The 20,797-nt window shown below is 65.2% G+C and carries 16 protein-coding genes and 1 tRNA gene; 12 read left to right on the top strand and 5 right to left on the bottom strand.

The window, feature by feature from the left end; translation table 11 throughout:
* Positions 1-41: 41 nt before the first annotated feature.
* Together folP and glmM are read left to right on the top strand one after the other, a co-directional pair.
* Positions 42-923: a dihydropteroate synthase gene (gene folP, locus RQP53_RS01755; protein WP_315648262.1), complete on the top strand. Its 882-nt coding sequence runs from the start codon at positions 42-44 to the stop codon at positions 921-923.
* Positions 920-2,254 carry a phosphoglucosamine mutase gene (gene glmM, locus RQP53_RS01750; RefSeq protein WP_315648261.1) on the top strand — a complete coding sequence of 445 codons (1,335 nt, stop codon included), beginning with the start codon at positions 920-922 and terminating at the stop codon, positions 2,252-2,254. Before folP ends, glmM begins: the two co-directional genes overlap by 4 nt.
* Positions 2,255-2,350: 96 nt before the next feature.
* Here the strand turns inward: glmM and RQP53_RS01745 are convergent, their stop codons facing one another.
* Positions 2,351-2,833: a fasciclin domain-containing protein gene (locus RQP53_RS01745; protein WP_315648260.1), complete on the bottom strand. Its 483-nt coding sequence runs from the start codon at positions 2,831-2,833 to the stop codon at positions 2,351-2,353.
* Between the two features lie 475 nt (positions 2,834-3,308).
* Between RQP53_RS01745 and pstS the strand changes: the two genes are divergently transcribed.
* The 7 genes from pstS to phoR all read left to right on the top strand — a co-directional run bounded on the left by pstS (position 3,309) and on the right by phoR (position 10,039).
* Positions 3,309-4,352 carry a phosphate ABC transporter substrate-binding protein PstS gene (gene pstS / locus RQP53_RS01740; RefSeq protein WP_315648259.1) on the top strand — a complete coding sequence of 348 codons (1,044 nt, stop codon included), beginning with the start codon at positions 3,309-3,311 and terminating at the stop codon, positions 4,350-4,352.
* Positions 4,353-4,495: 143 nt separating this feature from the next.
* Positions 4,496-5,461 carry a phosphate ABC transporter permease PstC gene (gene pstC / locus RQP53_RS01735; RefSeq protein ID WP_315649177.1) on the top strand — a complete coding sequence of 322 codons (966 nt, stop codon included), beginning with the start codon at positions 4,496-4,498 and terminating at the stop codon, positions 5,459-5,461.
* Positions 5,458-6,327 carry a phosphate ABC transporter permease PstA gene (gene pstA, locus RQP53_RS01730; protein ID WP_315648258.1) on the top strand — a complete coding sequence of 290 codons (870 nt, stop codon included), beginning with the start codon at positions 5,458-5,460 and terminating at the stop codon, positions 6,325-6,327. The genes pstC and pstA overlap by 4 nt, the downstream gene beginning before the upstream one ends.
* 13 nt (positions 6,328-6,340) lie before the next feature.
* Positions 6,341-7,126 carry a phosphate ABC transporter ATP-binding protein PstB gene (gene pstB, locus RQP53_RS01725; RefSeq protein WP_315648257.1) on the top strand — a complete coding sequence of 262 codons (786 nt, stop codon included), beginning with the start codon at positions 6,341-6,343 and terminating at the stop codon, positions 7,124-7,126.
* 90 nt (positions 7,127-7,216) lie between these two features.
* Positions 7,217-7,927, top strand: a complete 711-nt coding sequence (phoU, locus tag RQP53_RS01720; RefSeq protein WP_315648256.1) for a phosphate signaling complex protein PhoU — start codon at positions 7,217-7,219, stop codon at positions 7,925-7,927.
* A gap of 20 nt (positions 7,928-7,947) precedes the next feature.
* Entirely contained in the window at positions 7,948-8,649 is a 702-nt protein-coding gene (gene phoB, locus RQP53_RS01715) for a phosphate regulon transcriptional regulator PhoB (protein ID WP_315648255.1), read from the top strand.
* A gap of 16 nt (positions 8,650-8,665) precedes the next feature.
* Positions 8,666-10,039 carry a phosphate regulon sensor histidine kinase PhoR gene (gene phoR, locus RQP53_RS01710; RefSeq protein ID WP_315648254.1) on the top strand — a complete coding sequence of 458 codons (1,374 nt, stop codon included), beginning with the start codon at positions 8,666-8,668 and terminating at the stop codon, positions 10,037-10,039.
* Here the strand turns inward: phoR and RQP53_RS01705 are convergent.
* The 4 genes from RQP53_RS01705 to trxA all read right to left on the bottom strand — a co-directional run bounded on the left by RQP53_RS01705 (position 10,003) and on the right by trxA (position 14,144).
* Positions 10,003-11,694, bottom strand: coding sequence for a hypothetical protein (locus RQP53_RS01705; RefSeq protein WP_315648253.1), 1,692 nt, complete (start codon positions 11,692-11,694; stop codon positions 10,003-10,005). The genes phoR and RQP53_RS01705 overlap by 37 nt on opposite strands.
* Before the next feature lie 178 nt (positions 11,695-11,872).
* On the bottom strand, positions 11,873-12,133 hold the full coding sequence (locus RQP53_RS01700) for a type B 50S ribosomal protein L31 (protein ID WP_315648251.1): 261 nt from the start codon (positions 12,131-12,133) through the stop codon (positions 11,873-11,875).
* A 177-nt stretch (positions 12,134-12,310) separates the two neighbouring features.
* Positions 12,311-13,573 (bottom strand): transcription termination factor Rho, encoded by a 1,263-nt coding sequence (gene rho / locus RQP53_RS01695; protein WP_315648249.1) that lies wholly within the window; start codon positions 13,571-13,573, stop codon positions 12,311-12,313.
* Between the two features lie 241 nt (positions 13,574-13,814).
* Positions 13,815-14,144 (bottom strand): thioredoxin TrxA, encoded by a 330-nt coding sequence (gene trxA / locus RQP53_RS01690; RefSeq protein WP_315648248.1) that lies wholly within the window; start codon positions 14,142-14,144, stop codon positions 13,815-13,817.
* A 183-nt stretch (positions 14,145-14,327) separates the two neighbouring features.
* On the opposite strand from trxA, the gene RQP53_RS01685 reads away from it, so the two are divergent.
* The 3 genes from RQP53_RS01685 (at position 14,328) to RQP53_RS01675 (ending at position 20,620) form a co-directional block, all read left to right on the top strand.
* Positions 14,328-17,006 (top strand): PD-(D/E)XK nuclease family protein, encoded by a 2,679-nt coding sequence (locus RQP53_RS01685; protein WP_315648246.1) that lies wholly within the window; start codon positions 14,328-14,330, stop codon positions 17,004-17,006.
* On the top strand, positions 17,003-20,491 hold the full coding sequence (locus RQP53_RS01680; protein WP_315648245.1) for a UvrD-helicase domain-containing protein: 3,489 nt from the start codon (positions 17,003-17,005) through the stop codon (positions 20,489-20,491). Before RQP53_RS01685 ends, RQP53_RS01680 begins: the two co-directional genes overlap by 4 nt.
* A gap of 52 nt (positions 20,492-20,543) precedes the next feature.
* Positions 20,544-20,620 (top strand) — tRNA-Pro (locus RQP53_RS01675).
* Positions 20,621-20,797: the final 177 nt, after the last annotated feature.

The raw sequence follows: 20,797 nt of genomic DNA, 5'->3' as shown, positions 1-20,797 counted from the left end.
CTATGGGCGGCTCGCGGACCAGCCTTGTGATGGAGCACGCCATGCAGTGGCAGACCAGCCGATTCACGATTGAGCTTGATCGCCCCCGGGTGATGGGCATTGTCAACACCACGCCAGATTCGTTCTCGGATGGTGGTCAGCATGCGGACGCAGCCACGGCCATCGCGCACTGCGAGCGGCTGCTCAAGGAGGGCGCCGACATTCTCGACATCGGCGGTGAATCGAGCCGGCCGGGCGCGCCACGGCTGAGCGATGAGGACGAGTGGGCGCGGGTGGCCCCGGTGCTCAAAGCCGCCATCGGCATGGGTGTGCCGGTCTCCATCGACACCTGCAAGACCACCCTGATGCAGCGGGCACTGGATCTTGGCGTCGACATCGTCAATGACATCCAGGCGCTGCGGGCAGATGGCGCGATTGAAGTGTTGGCACAGCACCCAAGTGCGGGCGTCTGCCTGATGCATATGCGCGGTGAGCCGGGCACCATGCAACAACTGACTGATTACGACGATGTGGCTCAGGCGGTGAGCGACTTTCTCGCTGATCGTGCAGCCGCTTGTGTCACTGCTGGCATTGCAGCGGCGCGAATCACGCTGGACCCTGGCTATGGCTTTGCCAAGACGGTGGAGCAGAACTTTGAGCTGCTGCGGCGCCAGGGCGAACTGCTTGGGCTCGGCTACCCTCTGCTGGTCGGCTGGTCCCGCAAGTCGTCCTTGGGCGTGATCACTGGTCGACCGGTCGACGAGCGCATGCCGGCCAGCATCTCGGCCGCGCTGGCGGCATTGGCCCATGGGGCGAGGGTGCTGCGCGTGCACGATGTCGCAGCCACCGTCGATGCATTGAAAGTCTGGCAAGTCGCCGCCGGACCTGGCTTTGCTTTCAGCGAGAATGCCGCCATCTCGCATTCAGGAGGATGCTCGCAATGAGCCGTACGTATTTCGGAACCGATGGTATTCGTGGCACGGTCGGGCAGTCGCCGATCACGCCAGACTTCATGCTCAAGTTGGGCCATGCGGTCGGCAAGGTGCTGCGCAAGCAATCGGCACGCCCGAGTGTCTTGATTGGCAAGGACACCCGCATCTCCGGCTATATGCTGGAGTCGTCGCTGGAGGCTGGTTTTGCCTCTGCCGGCGTTGATGTGCTTCTGACCGGCCCGCTGCCCACGCCGGGCGTTGCCTATCTGACCCGCGCCCTGCGCCAGGACCTGGGGGTGGTGATTTCGGCCTCGCACAACCCCTTTGCCGACAACGGCATCAAGTTCTTTTCATCCAAGGGCGAAAAGCTGCCGGACGCCTGGGAAATCGCTGTTGAGCAGGCGCTGGAAGAACCGGCGGCCTGGGTGGACTCGGCCAATCTCGGCCGCGCTCGCCGCCTGCAGGATGCCCGTGGCCGCTACATCGAGTTCTGCAAGAACAGCTTTGGTTCCGACCTGACGCTGAAAGGCTTGAAGATCGTTGTCGATGCCGCGAATGGCGCGGCCTATCACGTGGCCCCCGATGTGCTGCATGAACTCGGCGCCGAAGTGATCTCGATCGGCTGCAGCCCCGATGGATTCAACATCAATGACGGCTGCGGCGCGACCGCGCCGGGCGCCTTGGTCAAGGCGGTCAAGGAGCATGGCGCGCACTACGGCATTGCTCTCGATGGCGATGCCGACCGCCTGCAATTGGTCGACGCCGAGGGGCGCCTCTACAACGGCGACGAGTTGCTCTATGTGATGGTGGCTGACCGCCTCGATCAAGGCCACCGCGTGCCGGGTGCCGTCGGCACCTTGATGACGAATATGGCGGTGGAGCTGGCGCTGAAGCGCCGCGACGTGGACTTCGTCCGCGCCAAGGTCGGCGACCGCTATGTGATGGAAGAGCTGGTGGCGCGCAACTGGCAACTGGGCGGTGAGGGCTCAGGCCATCTGCTGGCGCTGGACAAGCACACCACCGGCGACGGCATCGTCAGCGCTCTGCTCGTGCTGCAAGCGGTGACGCGCAGCGGCCGCAGCCTGGCGGCACAACTGGCCGATGTGAGTCTGTTCCCACAGACGCTGATCAATGTGCGCCTGCAGGCCGGTCAGGACTGGAAGGGCAATGCCGGTCTGGCCCGTGTGCAGGCGGAGGTGACGGCCGAACTCGGTGATCGCGGTCGCGTGCTGATCCGTGCTTCTGGGACCGAGCCCCTGCTGCGCGTGATGGTCGAGGCCAGCGATGCAGCCCTGGCCAAGCAAAGCGCTGAGCGACTGGCAGACGCCGTGCGCGCCGCCTGAGTCGCTGTGCAAGGCAAAAAGGCCACCGGAAACGGTGGCCTTTTGCTTTGGTCGATTCGCCTGGGGCGAGTCGACGGCGACGAAGTCCGCGTTTGATTACTTCTTCGGCGGCATCAGCACACGGTCGATCACATGGGCGACGCCGTTGCTGGCACCCAGGTCGGCGCGTTGCACCATGGCTTCCTCAACGGTCACGAAGTCGCCAGCGCGTGCCAGCATCAGCGGTGCGCCTTGCAGCGTGGTCTGGTTGCCGGGCTTGATATCGGCTGCAGCCAGCTTGGCGGCAACGATGTGGAAACGCAGCACGGCCTTCAGCTGTTCCTTGTTGGCGTTCAGGCTTTCCAGCGTCTTGGCAGGCACGGCCTTGAATGCCTCATCACTGGGGGCAAACACGGTCAGCGGGCCGGCGGCGCGCAGCTCATCCTTCAGGCCAGCTTGTTCGACCAGGCGATTGAAAGTGCTCAGCTGCGCGTCGCGCGTCAGGGCTTCAGCCAGCGGGGCGGGGGCAGGCTGGGTGGCACAGGCGGCCAGAGCCAGGATGATGGCGCTTAGAGCCAGACGGCGAAGGGCTGCAAACATGCGTGATCTCCATGTAAAAGGTATAGGCTTGCGAAGGAAGGTCTGCACAAGTCGGCGCGGGCCGTGGTTGAGAGAAAAGGGGCGGCCACGTAGGCGCGCTGCGAAGGTCGGGCTGGTGGCCCGACAGCCGAGCAGCGCAACGCCCGTGGGGGCCCCTTTTCTCTCAACCCGCAGGGCAAGCACCCGCCAAACCCGGCCGGTGTTGCGAGCCTTGCGCAGGCCACCAGCCTGAGCTGCGGCTCGCGCCTAGGCCGGGCCTGGCGGGTGTTTGCCACGGTCCACGCCGACTTATGCAGACCTTCCCTAGCGTAGGCGGACTCTGTGACAGAGAAGTGAATCGAATATGACAAGTCCTTCACAATCTGGCCGCCACAGTTGAAATGTGTCAGTGGAGAATTTGTATGTCACGGGCATGTCACACAGAGGTCATAGCATGCCGAGCATCGCCAACCACTCTCTATGTGATCGGATTGCCATGACCTTGACTCAGCTTCGTTCCGGCCTGCTGCTGGCCGCCCTGACTGCCAGCTTCTCTGCTGTCCAGGCGCAGGACGTGACCGGCGCCGGCGCGTCGTTCCCCGCGCCCGTTTACGCCAAGTGGGCCGATGCCTACAACAAGGCCACAGGCGCGCGCATCAACTATCAGTCCGTCGGATCCGGCGCCGGCATTCGCCAGATCAAGGCCAAGACGGTGGACTTTGGCGCGTCTGATGCCCCGCTGAAGGATGACGAGCTGGCCAAGGATGGCTTGGTTCAGTTCCCGACCGTCATCGGCGGTGTTGTGCCGGTGGTGAATATCAAGGGTGTGGCGGCTGGCCAGCTGAAGTTGACCGGCCAGGTGCTGGGCGACATCTACCTGGGCAAGATCACCAAGTGGAACGACCCGGCCGTCGTCGCACTGAACCCCGGCCTGACATTGCCGGACGCGCTGATCGCTCCGCTGCACCGCGCTGACGGTTCGGGCACCAGCTTCCTGTTTACCAACTATCTGTCCAAGACCAACGCCGAATGGAAGAGCAAGGTCGGCGAGGGCACGGCGGTGAACTGGCCGGCTGTCGGTTCGGCCGGCAAGGGCAATGAAGGCGTGTCGTCCTTCGTGCAACGCCTGGCCAATTCGATTGGCTATGTCGAATACGCCTACGCCAAGCAAAACAAGATGGCGTATGTGCAGATGCGTAACCAGGCAGGCAATTACGTCGCCCCCAGCGATGCAGCCTTCAAGGCGGCAGCTGCCGGTGCTGAATGGCAGAAGAGCTTCTACCAGGTGCTGACCGAGCAGCCCGGCAAGGACAGCTGGCCCATCACCGGCGCCACCTTCATCCTGATGCACAAGCTGCAGGACAAGCCGGCCTCCGGCGCCAACACGCTGAAGTTCTTTGACTGGGCCTATGGTCAAGGCGACAAGATGGCTGACGATCTGGACTACGTGCCGCTGCCGGCATCGGTCAAGGATCTGGTCCGCAAGCTGTGGGCCGATCAGCTGAAGGACGCAGCCGGCAAGGCCATCGCCTACAAATAAGTTGGTTCATGGGGCGCCGCTGGCACTGGCTGGCGGCGATCCTGTCCGACTGACGTTCAACCCAATCCGGAGGTCCCGTGGCCGCCATCCTTCCCGCCTCACGAATGAATCAAGCCAAGAATGCCGCTAAGGCACAGCGTGAAATGCCCCAGGGTGGGCCGCCTGCGCGTAAGCGGGTGGCGCCCTGGGCTGACGCCGTGTTTGCGGCCCTGGCGCAAGGGGCGGCCTGGCTGACGCTGGCGCTGCTGGCTGGCATCCTGCTGTCGCTGCTGATCGGCGCTTCGCCGGCCTTGCAGGAGTTCGGTCTCAGCTTTCTGTGGACCAGCGAATGGGATCCGGTGCAGCAGAAGTTCGGCGGCCTGGTGATGATCTACGGCACGCTGATGACCTCGTTCATCGCGCTGCTGATCGCGGTGCCGGTGAGCTTTGGCATCGCGATGTTCCTGACCGAGCTGTCGCCGAACTGGCTGCGCCGGCCGCTCGGGATTGCGGTGGAGCTGTTGGCCGCTGTGCCTTCCATCGTCTATGGCATGTGGGGCCTGCTGATTTTTGGCCCCATCCTGGCAACCTATGTGCAGCAGCCGTTGCAGGCGCTGCTGTCGGGCGTGCCTTTTGTCGGCGTGCTGGTGTCCGGCCCGCCGGTGGGCATCGGCATCCTGAGCGCGGCCATCATCCTGGCCATCATGATCATCCCCTTTATTGCCTCGGTGATGCGCGACGTCTTCGAAGTGACGCCGCCGATGCTGAAGGAGTCTGCCTACGGCCTGGGCGCGACGACCTGGGAAGTAGTCTGGCGCGTGGTCCTGCCCTACACCAAGACCGGTGTGGTCGGCGGCATCATGCTGGGCCTGGGCCGTGCCCTGGGCGAGACCATGGCTGTGACCTTTGTGATCGGCAATATGAACCAGCTGAATTCGCTGTCGGTCTTCGAGGCCGCGAACAGCATCAGCTCGGCACTTGCCAATGAATTCGCTGAGGCCAGCGAAGGCCTGCATCAGGCCTCGCTGATCTATCTCGGCTTGGTGCTGTTCTTCATCACCTTTGTGGTGCTGGCCTGCTCCAAGCTGCTGCTGAATCGTCTGAAGAAGAACGAAGGAGCACGCGCATGAGCGTCACCACCTCGACCGCCGCATCGCGGCTGCGCATGCACCACAAGCGCAAGCGCGTCAATGCCATCGCCCTGACACTGTCGCTGGGTGCCATGGCCTTCGGCGTGTTCTGGCTGATCTGGATTCTGTTCGAGACCGTGCGCATGGGCATTGGCGGCTTGAATCTGGCCACCTTCACCGAAATGACGCCGCCTCCGCAGGCTGAGGGCGGTGGCCTGGCCAATGCGATCTTTGGCTCGGCCGTGATGGTGGGCCTGGCCACCTTCGTGGGCACGCCGATCGGCATCCTCGCTGGCGTCTATCTGGCTGAATATGGCCAGAAGTCGCGGCTGGGCTCGGCGGTGCGTTTCATCAATGACATCCTGCTGTCCGCGCCGTCCATCGTCATTGGCCTGTTCGTCTATGCCGTGCTGGTGTCGCGGATGAAGACCTTCTCCGCCATCGCGGGCGTGATGGCACTGGCTTTGATTGTTATTCCTGTGGTCATCCGCACCACGGAAAACATGCTGACGCTGATTCCGAACGCCTTGCGCGAAGCGGCCTATGCGCTGGGCACGCCGAAGTGGAAGGTGATCCTGTCGGTGACGCTGAAGTCCGCCCGTGCTGGCGTGATCACCGGCGTTCTGCTGGCCCTGGCTCGCATCTCCGGCGAAACGGCACCGCTGCTGTTCACGGCCCTGTCCAACCAGTTCTGGACCTCGAATCTGGGCCAGCCGATGGCCAGCCTGCCGGTCACGATTTTCAAGTTCGCCATGAGCCCCTACGAAAACTGGCAGAAGCTGGCCTGGGCGGGCGTCTTCCTCATCACCATGGGTGTGCTGCTGCTGAATATCGCGGCGCGCGTCCTGTTCAAGAACAAGCACTGAAGCGAGACACGTCATGGACGCCAAAGTCAATATGCCTACCCAGGAACGCGCCAAGCTGTCGGTGCGCAACCTGAACTTCTACTACGGCAACTTCCATGCCCTGAAGGGCATCAATCTCGACATTCCCGAGAACAAGGTGACGGCCTTCATCGGCCCCTCGGGCTGCGGCAAGTCGACGCTGCTGCGCACGCTGAATCGCATGTTCGAGCTCTATCCCGAGCAACGCGCCGAAGGTCAGATCCTGCTGGACGGCAGCGACATCCTGTCCAGCGGCGAGGACGTCTCGCTGATCCGTGCCAAGGTCGGCATGGTGTTCCAGAAGCCGACGCCGTTTCCGATGTCCATCTACGACAACATCGCCTTCGGTGTGAAGCTGTTCGAGACGCTGTCGCGCATCGAGATGGACGAGCGGGTCGAATGGGCGCTGAAGAAGGCGGCGCTGTGGAATGAAGTCAAGGACAAGCTGAACCAGAGTGGCTCGGGTCTCTCCGGCGGTCAGCAGCAACGTCTGTGCATCGCCCGTGGCATCGCCATCAAGCCCGAGGTGCTGCTGCTGGACGAGCCCTGCTCGGCACTGGACCCGATCTCGACCGGCAAGATCGAAGAGCTGATCCACGAGCTGAAGAACGACTACACGGTCGCCATCGTCACGCACAACATGCAGCAGGCCGCACGTTGCTCGGACTACACCGCTTATATGTATTTGGGCGACCTGATCGAGTTTGGCCCCACCGCCGAGCTGTTCATGAAGCCGCAGCGCAAGGACACCGAGGACTACATCACCGGCCGATTCGGTTGATCTTGGTGATGTAGTGGTGCGCTTGGTCCGGCCAGGCGATTCAGACAGTGTGGCCGCGCGCAGAGTGCGCAGCCCGACAAGGAGCAAAGAATGAGTGACAAGCATCTCTCCACCCAGTTCGACGCCGAGCTGAGCGGCATTTCCACCCGTGTGCTGGAGATGGGCGGGCTGGTCGAGTCGCAGGTGGCCCAGTCGGTCGAGGCGCTGACCACTTTCAGCGGCGATCTGGCCAGCACCGTCCTGAAGGCCGAGGAGCAGGTCAATGCGATGGAAGTCGAGATCGATCGCGATCTGTCCAGCATCATTGCCCGGCGTCAGCCTACCGCTCGCGACCTGCGTCTGCTGATCGCCGTGTCCAAGACGATTGCCAATCTGGAACGCGTCGGTGACGAGGCCGCTCGCATTGCCCGCACCGTGCAGCGCCTGATCAATTCGGGCGTGTCCAGCCGGCTGCGCCTGCCCATGGCTGACCTGGCCTTTGAAGCCGAGCTGGCCGTTGCCCAGCTGCGCAAGGCACTCGATGCGTTTGCGCGCCTGGATGTCGAGCGTGCGCTGGAAGTGCTGCATCAAGACGATGCCATCGACAAGGAGTTCGACGGCCTGATGCGCAAGCTGATCACCTACATGATGGAAGACCCGCGCACCATCTCGGCCAGCATCGATCTGATCTTTGTCGCCAAGGCGATCGAGCGCGTTGGCGATCACGCCAAGAACCTCGCCGAAGTCATCATCTACGTGGTCAAGGGCCAGGACGTGCGTCACAACACGCCCGAGGCCGTGGCCACCATGGTCAAGCCCTGAACAGGGCAGGGAGCTACACAATGAGTCGAATTCTGGTGGTCGAAGACGAGTCGGCAATCGCCGAACTGATCTCCATCAATCTGCGCCACGCCGGTTTTGAAGTCACCCTGGCCAGCAGTGCCGATCAGGCTCAGCTGGAAGTGGACCGGGTCCTGCCCGAGCTGGTCGTGTTGGACTGGATGCTGCCGGGCCAGACCGGCCTGGCCCTGGCGCGCCAGTGGCGTTCGCAGCCCCGCACCAAGGAGCTGCCCATCATCATGCTGACGGCGCGTGCCGAGGAGACCGACAAGGTCTCTGGCCTGGACGCAGGTGCTGACGATTATTTGACCAAGCCGTTCTCGACCAATGAGCTGCTGGCCCGCATTCGTGCCGTGCTGCGTCGCAAGGCGCCAGAGGCACTGGACGCGGTGGTCGAGGTCGGTGGTCTGAGCCTTGATCCGGGCACGCGTCGCGTCAGCCGCGAAGGCGTCGAAGTCAAGCTGGGCCCGACGGAGTTCCGTCTGCTGCATTTCTTCATGACCCATCCCGAGCGGGTGCACAGCCGCTCGCAGCTGCTGGATCGCGTCTGGGGTGACCATGTCTTCATTGAAGAACGTACCGTTGACGTGCATGTGAAGCGTCTGCGCGAGGCATTGGAAAAGGTGCAGTGCCAGCGGATGATAGAAACCGTTCGTGGTGCCGGCTATCGCTTGACACAGCAGCAAAATGCCTTGACGGCCTGAGGGCCGGAGCGCGCGCATGAAGTGGCTGTTGTCTAGGGTGGTGGGCGCCTTCGCCGCGGCGTTGCTGGGCGGACTGGTTGGATATTTTGGAGGGCAGTGGCTGGCCACGCCGATGCTGCCGGAGATGTTGGGCGCGGCCAGTGCGGTGACGATGCTGGTGCTGGCCGACTCGCTGCGCGGCCATCGCTTGATCCAGTGGCTGCGTGGTGCGCAAATGGGCACGGCACCCAAGGACGCGGGCCTGTGGGGCGAGCTCGGTTACCGCATCGAGCGTGTCGTGCGCGAGCGCGATCGGGCGCTGGAGCGCGAGCGGCTGGAGCTGCAGCAGTTCCTGTCGGCGATCCAGGCCTCGCCCAACGGCGTCTTGATGCTGGATGAGGAAGACCACATCCAGTGGTGCAACCAGGTCGCGGCCGATCATTTCTCGCTGGATCCGCAGCGCGACCGGCAACAGCGCATCACCAATCTGGTCCGCTATCCGGCCTTCGTCGCCTATCTGCAGGCGCAGCAGTACGAGCAGCCGCTGATGCTGTCGAATGCGCGCGGACGGGCGACACTGTCCGTCATTGTTCGCGCCTATGGTGAGGGCATGCGTCTGGTGCTGTCGCAGGACGTTACCGAGCGTGAGCGCGCCGAGGCCATGCGCCGCGATTTCGTGGCCAATGTGTCGCATGAGATTCGCACGCCGTTGACGGTGCTGTCCGGCTTCATCGAGACGATGAGCTCGCTGCCCTTGACCGAGGCCGAGCGCAAGCGGGTCTTGCACCTGATGACTCAGCAAACGCAGCGCATGCAGACCCTGGTCAGCGACCTGCTGACGCTGGCCCAGCTGGAAGGCAGCCCGCGGCCGGCGCCGGACCATTGGGTTGCGCTGGACGCACTCCTGGCCCGAGTGGTCGCGGACGCGACGGCACTTTCTGCCGGCAAGCATTTTGTAGCCGCAGCGCCTGAGACAGGCATGGAGTTGGCTGGCGTCGAGGCGGAACTGTTCAGTGCCGTGGCCAACCTGGCTTCCAATGCGGTGCGTTACACACCGGAAGGTGGCCAGATCGAATTGTGCTGGCGCGAACTGGCCGATGGCTGTGGCGAGATCACCGTGGCCGACACCGGTCCTGGCATTGCCAAGGAACATCTGCCGCGTCTGACCGAGCGCTTCTATCGCGTCGATGGCAGCCGCTCACGCGACACCGGTGGCACGGGTCTGGGCCTGTCCATCGTCAAGCATGTGGCCCAGCGCCATGGCGGTGAGCTGCAGATCCAGAGTGAGCTGGGCAAAGGCTCGCGATTTCGCATCGTGCTGCCGGCGGTGCGCCTGCGCCATGCCGGTCAGGCGGCTCTGGGCATCGAGGCTGCTCAGCCGTCTGAGCGCGACACCTTGCTCGCTGGCTGAGCGCTGCGCTGCAGCAGCTGATAGATGATGCGCTGCTCGGTCGGGCGGCGCACCTGGCTGAGCAACTCCCAGCCCTCGGGAACCGGAATCGGTGTCGTGCTGCTGACCTGACGGACGGCAATGCTGCAGCGGGTGTCGCTCAGCGCCGATGTGGCGTCCACTCGCCATTGCCCGTGGACCTCCAAGGCGGCGATCAGGTGCAAGGCCTGCTGCGGCGCGGCAATGCAGTCGACAGGCCCCGGCAGCTGCGCTTGCAGCCGTTCGACCAGTGGCCGGTTGCTGCGCGCATAGTCCAGCGGCTGCAGCCACAAACTCATCAGCAGCAGCCAGCCCAGCGCCACGCCGCCGGCGGGCAGCACCAGGCTCTTCCACAGCGCATGCTGGTGGCGGGCGGTGCGCCAGCGCACCAGGGCCAGCCATGCCAGGCTTCCCAGCAGCGCGGGCAGAAACTCCAGCAGCGTGAAGCGCGGCTGATAGCCTTCGGCCAGCTTCTTCACATTGGCCAGCAGGATGGGGAAGAGGCTGCTGTGCATGGAGATGTAGTACAGCCAGGCGAACAAGGCCACGCCGGTGAAGAAGAACACCGAGAACCAGTCCAGCATGGCGGCCACGCCGCGGCTCAGCGTGGGCAGGGCAAAGCTGGCCAGCACGGCCAGCGCCGGCAGACCCAGCATCAGCGCGCGATCGGAGCAGTTCATCAGCACACAGGCGCACAGCGGCACCGCAATGCTCAGCAGCGGCACGGCCACATGCCGGCGCGCCCAGTAACTGCGCCAGCGCCACAGCGTCCACAGTGCCAGTGGCCAGGTCGGCCAGCCGAACCAGAGCAGCAGGCTGGCCAGGCGCAGCGGGAAGTCGGTGTCCAGGTCTATCGTCAGGCGCCAGGCCCAGCCGTGGGTGGGTAGGGCGCAGACGAGGGCAAGGATAGAGGCGGTGAGCACCCAGGGTGTGAATTGGCGGGCACTGTCGTAGCTGGAGCGTCGGCAGATCAAGGCGCCGCCCAGACCCAAAGCCAGCGCCACCAATGGTGCGCCACTAGCGGCCATGATGGGCAAGGCCAAGACCACACTCAGCCGTGCTTTGCGCGGATCAAAGGGCACCACAGCCAAGGCGTACAAAAAGAGAGCCGCGCCCAGCAACTGCAGCAACTCGGGCGTTGTTTCATGCCCCAAGCGCAGCAGACCCAGGCTGCCGATCAGGGCCAGCAGGGCGCCATCTGCCAGTGCGCGGGCGTAGTCGATCGCATGGGCTTCGCCGCCAAAGGCAAAGGCGACCGGCTGGGCGGCATCGGTGCGGGCGAGGTGAAAGCTGCTGTACCAGACCAGCGCCAGTACGGCCACCAGCAGCAGGCCGAAGGGCAGTCGGGCCGCCTGGGCCGGGTCGAGAAAAGGCAGCAGCTTGATCGCCAGCGCGCCTACCCAGTAAGGCAGCAGGCCGCCATCAGGCCGCAAGCCACCCAGCAACGGTTCCATCCACGTGGACTGACCCCGCGCCAGACTGGACATGAAACCAAAGGCGCTGAGATCGGCATTGCGCCAGGGGTCGCGGCCAAAAACACCAGGCAGCACATAGGCGGCACAGAACAGCAGCAGGGCCAGGCGTGGCAGGCGCTGAGCGCCGCGTTCGGCAACGATGGCAGGCGAGGGCAGGTTCAACGCAAGTGATTCCGCTGGAGAGGTGATGAGGCCCGATCATGCCGCATCAGTCGAGCACCGCAAATGGCTTTGCGCGCTGTATGGAACAGGCATGAAAAAAGGCAGCCAAGGCTGCCTTTCGCGAGGGTCGGCTGCAGCCGACAGGAAGATTCGCAGCGGGCTGCAAATCCTCTCGGTCTTACTTCTTGATGCCGATGCGCGCAAACTTGTTGCGGAACTTCTCGACGCGACCACCCAGGTTGTCGATGCTCTTTTGGGTGCCGGTGTAGAAGGGGTGCGACTCGCTGGTGGTTTCCAGCTTCATCAGCGGCAGCTCGCGGCCGTCGTCCAGCTTGATCGATTCCTTGGTCTGCACGGTCGAGCGCGTGATGAACTGGAAACCGTTGGACTGATCCACGAAGACCACTTCGCGGTAGTTGGGGTGAATGCCGTCTTTCATGGAGAACCTCTCGCTGCAGTGCCGACAGCCACACCACACCACGTGATGCACTTACCGACAGCGGAAAACCGCAGAGTATAGCAGTATTTTTGTTGGAGTCTTGCGCCGGGAGCGCCCAATTTCTGGCAGTCCACCCGGCGTTCTGAGGCGCTGGGGGCGCCTCGGCTGGCCACGGGCTCAACCGCCTCTTCGCATCATGTCGAAGAAGTCGAGATTGCTCTTGGTGGCCTTCATCTTGTCCAGGATGAACTCCATCGCCTCGATCTCGTCCATTGGATAGATCAGCTTGCGCAGAATCCAGGTCTTTTGCAGGATTTCCGGCTTCAGCAGCAGCTCTTCGCGGCGGGTGCCCGACTTGTTGATCAGGATAGACGGGTAGACGCGCTTCTCGGCCATGCGGCGATCCAGGTGGATTTCGCAGTTGCCGGTGCCCTTGAACTCTTCGTAGATCACTTCGTCCATGCGGCTGCCGGTGTCGATCAGCGCGGTGCCGATGATGGTCAGCGAGCCGCCTTCCTCGACATTGCGGGCCGCACCGAAGAAGCGCTTGGGGCGCTGCAGCGCGTTGGCGTCGACACCGCCGGTCAGCACCTTGCCGGAGCTGGGCAGCACATTGTTGTAGGCGCGGGCCAGGCGGGTGATCGAATCCAGCAGGATCACCACATCCTTCTTCAGCTCGACCAGGCGCTTGGCGCGCTCGATCACCATCTCGGCCACTTGCACATGGCGGGCCGCCGGCTCGTCGAAGGTCGAGCTGATGACTTCGCCGCGCACGGTGCGCAGCATCTCGGTCACTTCCTCGGGGCGCTCATCGACCAGCAGCACGATCAGGTGCGCGTCCGGATGGTTGGCGATGATGGCGTGCGCGAGCTGCTGCATCATCACCGTCTTGCCGGTCTTGGGCTGGGCAACGAGCAGGGCGCGCTGACCTTTGCCGATCGGCGCGATCAGGTCGATGATGCGGCCGGTGATGTTCTCGTCGCTCTTGATGTCACGTTCGAGCTTCCACTGTTCCTTGGGGAACAGCGGCGTCAGGTTCTCGAACATGATCTTGTGCTTGCTCTCCTCGGGAGAGAGGCCATTGACGCGATCGACCTTGACCAGCGCGAAATAACGCTCGCCATCCTTGGGCACGCGCACTTCGCCTTCGATCATGTCGCCGGTGTGCAGATTGAAGCGGCGGATCTGGCTGGGGCTCAGGTAGATGTCGTCGGTCGACGCCATATAGCTGGTGTCGATCGAGCGCAGGAAGCCGAAGCCGTCGGGCAGCACTTCGAGCACACCGTCGCCGAACACTTGTTCGCCGGCCTTGGCGCGCTTTTTCATGATCGCAAACATCAGCTCCTGCTTGCGCAGTCGAGCGACGTTGTCAATCTCCAGCTCCTCGCCCATCTTGATCAGGGCAGAGACGTGGAGCGCTTTCAGTTCGGAAAGATGCATGGGTGAACACCCTGGTGTGTCGTCCGCGCCTGCCAAGGCGAGCGGACAGAAAACGTCGACAACCGCAGCGTCATGCTCAAAGGCTCGCGAACCAGCGCGACGAGCACATCGGAAGAAAACGGGAGCTTGGGTGCCGAGTCCACGCGCCAGTTTCACGGGCCTTGTCGGGCCCCGATTCGGGCGTGTTGGCGTTTACAGCTGCGGGCTTCAGTTCTTGGAACCGAAGCCCGCAGTGAGGAGATTATAGGTTAGCGTCGAGGAAGGACGTCAACTGGGCCTTGGACAGCGCGCCGACCTTGGTCGCGGCGAGTTGGCCGTCCTTGAACAACATCAGCGTCGGGATGCCGCGAATGCCGAACTTGGCCGGGATTTCGCGGTTCTCGTCAACGTTCATCTTGGTGATCTGCAGACGGTCGGCATAGGCCGTGGAGACTTCGTCCAGGATGGGCGCAATCATCTTGCAGGGGCCGCACCATTCGGCCCAGTAGTCGACCAGAACGGCCTTCTCGGCTTTGATGACGTCGGCTTCGAAAGACGCGTCGGAAATGTGTTTGATCAGTTCGCTGCTCATGGAGGGTCCTTGGACGGACAGACCGGACCTGCGCCGGGCTGACCCGAATTCCGGAAGTTCACCTGGCGTTCGGTGCCTCTTGTCGAGGCGCCGGCCGGGCCGGGAAATCAGTGCACAATGATTCTGACACAAAGCCCGGCCGCCCATCGGCACCGAGGCTTTTTCTGATTCCGGGGAGGGCTTTTGGACACGCTCACACTGCCGCTGGACGCCGCCCATGCGGGGCCACAGTTCTGGCCGGCGCTGGCGCGCCGCGCTCATGCCTGGCTGCAAGCGCGTGGGCTGGCCTCGCGCGACGCGGTGCTTTTATTGCCTTTCGCCCAGCACCTGGCGCCGGCGCGGCGCGCCTGGATGGGGCTGAACAGCTGGCAGCCGCGCATCGAGACCACGCACAGCCTGGCCTCGGCCTTGCGGCCATCGACGCTGCCTGCCGGTCTGCAGCTCAGCATGGACGCCGCCATCGACACGCTCAGCGCTCAGCGCCTGCTGGCGCAGCAGAGCTGGGCACAGGCCCTGCGGCGCAGCGATGAGCGGGCCTACCAACTCGCGCTGGGCCGTTTGGTGGAGGCGGCGCATGCTTTCGCTCGCCATGCGCAACACCTGGCCCCGGGCGAACGCGAGCCCTTTTGGCAGCGTGCCCGCCTCTTGCTGCAGGGGCAGGGCAGTGGTGTCACCGAGCGGGCCCTGGCCCTGGTGGCGCTGGAATGGGCCGCGGCCGACACCCGCTCGCCGGCCACCGATGCCTTGTTTGAGCTGCGCCCCAGCGCCTGGATCTATCTGCAGGCCGGTGGCGAAGACGCCCTGTCATTGGCGCTGCTGTCGCATGCGGAGACGGCTGGCGTTCCAGTCTTGCGCTTGATGGCCGACCACTTGCTGGATGAGGTGTACGGTGGCCCCGATGCCGTGAGCAGGCCTGCTGTCGACGTGCAGGAAGCCCAGTGCAGCGACTTCGAATCGCTGGCGCAATGCGCCGCCGCCGCGGTGCTGGACGAACTGGCCGCGGGCCGCACGCCGGTTGCCTTGATCGCGCAGGACCGCGTGCTGATACGCCGGGTGCGCGCACTGCTTGACCGGCAGCAGATCGCCATGGCCGACGAAACCGGCTGGACCTTGGCGACCACGCCCGAGGCCGCGCAGGTGCTGGCGTTGCTTCGCGCTGCTGCGTCCTCATCCAGCCTGGACGATTGGCTGGCCTTTCTGAAAACCGATCTGGCCGCGACGTTGCGCGAGCGCGCCGGCAGCGCCGCCTTGGCTGCGCTCGAGTCGCAGTGCCGTGCCCGCGGCTGGTCACGGCCGGCGGCGGTACGACCGGCCCTGCTGGCGCCTGGCGCGGCGCGGCTCTGGCAGCTGGCTGCTCTAGCCTTGACGCCCTTGCAGCCGAGCGGCCGTGCCCTGCTGGCGGACTGGCTGCAGCGGCTCAACGAGGTGCTGCAGGCCTTGGGCGCTGTGCCCCTGCTGGAACAGCGTGAGGCTGGTGGTCCGCTGCTGGACGCGCTGTGGCTGCGCCGCTCGCCCTGGCCGGAGACGGCGCATGAATGGGCGTTGCAGCAGTCACAGCTCGGCGCCCGTGAGTTCGTCGACTGGGTTGATGCCAGCCTGGAGGCTCATCAATTCGTGCCCAAGGCGGCTGAACACGTCGATGTGGTGATCACACCGCTGGCGCGCGCGATGCTGCGGCCCTTTGCCGCCGTCGTCTTGCCGGGTGCCGATGCCGGCGGCCTGGGGCCGGTGCCGGCCGGCCCAGCGTTGCTGCCGGACAGCCTGGCTCTCCAACTGGGCCTGAGCAGTGCCCAATCCAGGCGTGAGGCGCTGGCCAGCAGCTTTGTGCAGCTGCTGCGCTCACCCAGGCTTTTGCTGCTGCGGCGCAGCCTGCAGGGCAGTGAACCGCTGTCGCCCAGCCCGCTGCTCGAACGCCTGCAACTGGCGCGTGAGCGTGCCGGCCTGCCGCGCGTGCCGGCCTGGACGGACCCCCGCCGCGTGCGCGCTCAGGCACTGCGACCGCAGTCCCGCGCTGCGGTGCGCGCGACCGGTGCGCTGCCCGAGCGACTCAGCGCCAGTGCCGTCGACAGCCTGCGCAACTGCCCCTATCAGTTCTTTGCCCGCAGCCTGCTGGGCCTGCGCGACGAGGCCGAGTTGCAGGCCGAGATCGACAAGCGTGATTACGGCAGCTGGCTGCATGCGGTGCTCTACGCCTTTCACGAGCAGCGCAGCGGGGATGCAGCGGCCAGCGACGAGGCCGCGACCCTGCATGCGCTGGCGCAGCAGCAGTGCGCCGAGATGGCGCTGGCCGAGGACGAGTTTCTGCCCTATCTGGCCAGTTTCGAGCGCTTTGTGCCACGCTATCTGGACTGGCTGGCCGCCCATGAGCGCGAGGGCTGGCGCTACCGCCAAGGCGAGCTGGAGCGTGAATGTCAGCCCTGGCCGCAGCGGCCTGAACTGGCCGGCATCAAGTTGATCGGCCGCCTGGACCGTGTGGATCAAGGCGCGCAGGGCGAGGGTCAGGTCTTGCTGATGCTTGACTACAAGACTGGCAGCGCCGCGGCGCTGAAGAGCAAGGTCGAGCAGCCGCTGGAGGACACCCAGCTGGCCGTCTATGCCGCGCTGATGGACGAGACAGCGCGGCAGGAGGGGGCGGCGCTGCGGGCCCGCTATCTGGCGCTGGACGACAGCAAGGGCTTGGTCGCCCTGGAGCATGAGCATGTGCAGCACAGCGCCGCGCTGCTGATTGAAGGCCTGGGTGAGGACCTGCTGGCCATCCACGGCGGCACGGCGCTGCCGGCTTTGGGCGAGGGGCTGGCCTGTGGCTTTTGTGAGATGCGCGGGCTGTGCCGGCGCGATGATTGGCGGGAGTCTGCCGTATGAGTGACCCAGCGATGTCGGCGCACATTTCCGCGAGCCAGGAGGCGGCTTACACCGTCGATGGCCGCCTGGTGCCGCGCGAGCAGTTCTACGCCTTGGCCTGCGATCCGCGGCGCAGCGTAGTCGTGGAGGCCTGTGCCGGGGCGGGCAAGACCTGGATGCTGGTCTCGCGCATCCTGCGCGCCTTGCTGGACGGTGCGCAGCCGCAGGAGGTGCTGGCCATCACCTTCACCCGCAAGGCCGCTGGCGAGATGCGCCAGCGCCTGCATGAATGGCTGCACGACTTTGCCAGCTGCTCGGAGGTCGAGCGCATCGAGGCGCTGTGCCAGCGCGGCATGGGCCGGGCCGAGGCGCAGGCAGCTGCGCCGCAGCTGCAGCGCCTGCAGCATCAGCTGCTGGCCTGCGGCCGCGCGGTCGAGATCCGCACCTTCCATGCATGGTTTTCGCAGCTCTTGCGCGCCGCGCCACTGGAGTTCCTGCAGGCTCAGGCGATCGCGCCGGAGTTGCAACTGCTCGAGGATGAAGACGAGCTGCTGCCCGATCTGTGGCGCCGTTTCCATGCCCGCGTGCTGGCCGATGAAGCGCTGCTGGCCGACTACCGAAGCCTGAGCACCGAGCGCGGCCGCCATCAGCTGGATGCCTGGCTGAAGTCGGCCTTCGACAAGCGGGTGGAGATACGGTTGGCGCATCAGCATGGCGTGCTGCTGTCCAGCATGCCGGACGCAGGCGCCATCGCGCCGCGCTTTGCCGGCCTTGAACAAGCCTTGCAGGCCTTTGCCGCGCTGTGCGCACCGTTGCAGGCCTTGGCCCGGCAGCTGGGCCAGGGCAAGAACAAGACCCAGCAGACGGCGGCCGTGGCGCTTGAAACTGCCCTGAGCGCGTTGACCGATCCCGGCGATATCGACGCCCTGCAGCACTGCCATCAGGCCGTGCGCGAGGCCTTGTTCACCAAGACCGGCGGGTCGCGCAAAAACCTGGGCGACAGCCTGGAGCTGCAGGCCATGCTCGATGAGCTGGACTTGCTGGCACGCGCCATCGCCCAGCAGCAGGCCGCGGTGGCGCATCGCAAGATGGCCGGCCTGGCGCTGCAGCTGATCGATGCTTTCGAGCAGCTGAAGCTGGAGCGCGGCCTGGTCGATATGAACGATCTGGAACGCGGCGCGCTGGCGCTGCTCGGCGACGCCGAGCTGTCGGGCTGGGTGCAGCAAAGGCTGGATGCCCAGCTGCGCCATCTGCTGATCGACGAATTTCAGGACACCAGCCCCTTGCAATGGCATGCACTGCACGACTGGCTGGCCGCCTACGCAGGCGCCGGCGGGGGCAAGAGCGGCCAACAGGCCCCGGCGGTGTTCATCGTCGGCGACCCGAAGCAGAGCATCTACCGTTTCCGCCGCGCGGAGCCGCGGGTGTTCGCTGCGGCGCGGGACTTTGTTCGCGATGCGCTGGACGGCGTGGTGCTGGAGTGCGATCACACAAGGCGCAATGCGCCGGCGGTGCTCGACGCCGTCAATGCGGTCTTTGACGCGGCCCTGCGGGCCGAGCAGTACAGCGGCTTTCGCCGCCACACCACCGAGGCCGGCGCTGCGCAGGCGCTGGATGGCCTGTTCAAGCTGCGTGATGGCGGCAAGGCCGGCTTGGACGCTCCGGAGGCGGGCGATGCCGAGCCAGAGTCCGCGCCGCCTGAACACGACCCGCTGCACTGGCGCCCCAGCCTGCTGCAAGCCCGCCATGAGCTGGAGCTGCACCGCCGAGCGGCCGAGGCCGAGCGCGTCACGCTGGCGATCGAAGAGCTGTTGCGACAGGGCCTGCAGCCCGGCGAAATCTTTGTGCTGGCGCGCAAGCGCGAACCGCTGCGGGTCTTGGCGCAGACGCTGAAGGCACGTGGCATTGCCCATGCAGCGCCTGAGGAGCAGGCACTGTTGGACGCGCCCGATGTGCGCGATTTGCTGGCGCTCTTGGATGTGCTGGCCTCGAACGGCCACAAGCTGTCGCTGGCCCATGCCTTGCGCAGCCCGCTGTTTGGTGCTGAAGAGGCGGATCTGCTGTGGCTGGCGGCGCAGTCGCGCTTGCTGATCGAACCAGCTGAGCAGGCGCCTGCAGCAGCTGCTGACACTGCTGATGAGGCGCCGGCCGCGCCGGAGCGCGCTGCGCGACGCTCCTGGTGGCAGACCTTGATGCAGGCGGACGAAGCCGCCCTGAGCCCGGCGCTGCAGCGCGCGCGCCAGCTGCTGGGCGATTGGTCGGCCCAGCTGGGGCAGCGCACGCCGCATGAGTTGCTGGACGCCATCGTGCACCAGGGCGATCTGCTGGCGCGCATCGCGGCAGTGGCGCCACCGAGCGAGCGACGCTCGCGGCTGCAGGCCGTCGACGCCTTGCTGCAACTGGCGCTCGATCTGGATGGTGGTCGTTATGCCAGCGTTTATGGCTTTGTGCGCTCGCTGAAGAAGGGCGCGCTGAAGCTGAGCCTGCCCAGCGAAGCCGATGCCGTGCAGCTGCTGACCGTGCATGGCGCCAAGGGACTGGAAGCGCGGGTTGTCTTCATGCTGGACTGCGAGGCTGGACCGGCCCGTGCCGAGACCAGCACCCTGGCGCTGGACTGGCCGGTGGACGCCAGCTGGCCGCGCACGGTGGCCTTCATTGCCTCCGAAAGCAAGGCGCCGCCGGCCTTGCAGCCTCTGCTGGACTTCGAGCGCGAGCAGCGCGAACGCGAGGAATTGAACGCGCTCTATGTGGCGATGACACGGGCGCGATCGCGGCTCGTCCTCAGCCGTACACCGGCACTGCGCAAGACGGCGCAGGCAAGCTGGTGGTCGCGCCTGGAGCAGGGCGCCACGGGCTGGCGACCAGAGGCTGACGCAGCAGCACCTCACGACGCGGAGGCGCCAGCCCGGCTGCTGGAGCTGCCGCTGTTGCCCGCACGGACGCGCCCGCAGCCGGACGTGGCATCGCCTGAGCAGCCCACAACTGCGGCCCCGGCAAGCCAAGATCTGTTGACCCGCAGCGCAGAGCTGGACGACAGCGCCGCACTCGGCGAGGCCATGCACCGGGTGCTGGAGTGGATCAGCGGCCCTTTAGGCCAGGCGCAATCGCTGACGCAGTTGTGCGGCGCCGCGGCGCAGATGTATGGCCTGGACGGAAAACGCAGCGAACGCCTGCTGGCTGCCACGCAGGCCATCATGGACAGCCCGGACTGTGCGGCCATGTTTGATGCCACGCGTCTGCAGTGGGCCGGCAACGAGGTGCCGCTGGCGCTGGACGGGCAGGACATGCGGGTGGATCGCCTGGTGCAGCAGCGCGAGGCTGATGGCTCGCTGTGCTGGTGGGTGCTGGACTACAAACTGCATCCCGCCCCGCAGCGTGACGCGGCCTATCGCGCGCAATTGCGGCGTTATCAACAGGCGCTGCGGCGTCTGCAGCCCGGCGAGGCGGTGCGCACCGCCTTCATCACCGGACAGGGGCGCTTGATTGAAGTGAGCGAGAACGACTGAATTCAAGAACTTTGTCGGAAGCGCTCCAAATCCGGGCTACAATAGCGGTCTTCGGGGCGTAGCGCAGCCTGGTAGCGCATCTGCTTTGGGAGCAGAGGGTCGCGAGTTCGAATCCCGCCGCCCCGACCATATTGGAAACCCGTCACAGCTTCTGGCTGTGGCGGGTTTTTCTTTTGGGTAGATGCATTCCACGCGCCTCCAGCGCAGTGCCCTGCAATCTGTGTTTGGAGCCGGTTCAGGCCGGCCGAAGCTGCAGCGCAGCGCTGGGGTCAACCCGGGCTGTCAGCCTGCAAGGCCGCTGAGACA

This window comes from Roseateles aquae, assembly GCF_032337115.1.
GTDB classification, from domain to species: Bacteria; Pseudomonadota; Gammaproteobacteria; order Burkholderiales; family Burkholderiaceae_C; genus Roseateles_C; species Roseateles_C aquae.
This window is presented reverse-complemented; position numbering and strand designations above follow the sequence as displayed.

Bases quoted from the DNA above. Each gene is read 5' to 3' on its own strand.
- folP (WP_315648262.1), top strand. From the start codon at position 42: ATGCAGTGGCAGACCAGCCGATTCACGATTGAGCTTGATCGCCCCCGG.
- glmM (WP_315648261.1), top strand. From the start codon at position 920: ATGAGCCGTACGTATTTCGGAACCGATGGTATTCGTGGCACGGTCGGG.
- RQP53_RS01745 (WP_315648260.1), bottom strand. From the start codon at position 2,833: ATGTTTGCAGCCCTTCGCCGTCTGGCTCTAAGCGCCATCATCCTGGCT.
- pstS (WP_315648259.1), top strand. From the start codon at position 3,309: ATGACCTTGACTCAGCTTCGTTCCGGCCTGCTGCTGGCCGCCCTGACT.
- pstC (WP_315649177.1), top strand. From the start codon at position 4,496: ATGCCCCAGGGTGGGCCGCCTGCGCGTAAGCGGGTGGCGCCCTGGGCT.
- pstA (WP_315648258.1), top strand. From the start codon at position 5,458: ATGAGCGTCACCACCTCGACCGCCGCATCGCGGCTGCGCATGCACCAC.
- pstB (WP_315648257.1), top strand. From the start codon at position 6,341: ATGGACGCCAAAGTCAATATGCCTACCCAGGAACGCGCCAAGCTGTCG.
- phoU (WP_315648256.1), top strand. From the start codon at position 7,217: ATGAGTGACAAGCATCTCTCCACCCAGTTCGACGCCGAGCTGAGCGGC.
- phoB (WP_315648255.1), top strand. From the start codon at position 7,948: ATGAGTCGAATTCTGGTGGTCGAAGACGAGTCGGCAATCGCCGAACTG.
- phoR (WP_315648254.1), top strand. From the start codon at position 8,666: ATGAAGTGGCTGTTGTCTAGGGTGGTGGGCGCCTTCGCCGCGGCGTTG.
- RQP53_RS01700 (WP_315648251.1), bottom strand. From the start codon at position 12,133: ATGAAAGACGGCATTCACCCCAACTACCGCGAAGTGGTCTTCGTGGAT.
- rho (WP_315648249.1), bottom strand. From the start codon at position 13,573: ATGCATCTTTCCGAACTGAAAGCGCTCCACGTCTCTGCCCTGATCAAG.
- trxA (WP_315648248.1), bottom strand. From the start codon at position 14,144: ATGAGCAGCGAACTGATCAAACACATTTCCGACGCGTCTTTCGAAGCC.
- RQP53_RS01680 (WP_315648245.1), top strand. From the start codon at position 17,003: ATGAGTGACCCAGCGATGTCGGCGCACATTTCCGCGAGCCAGGAGGCG.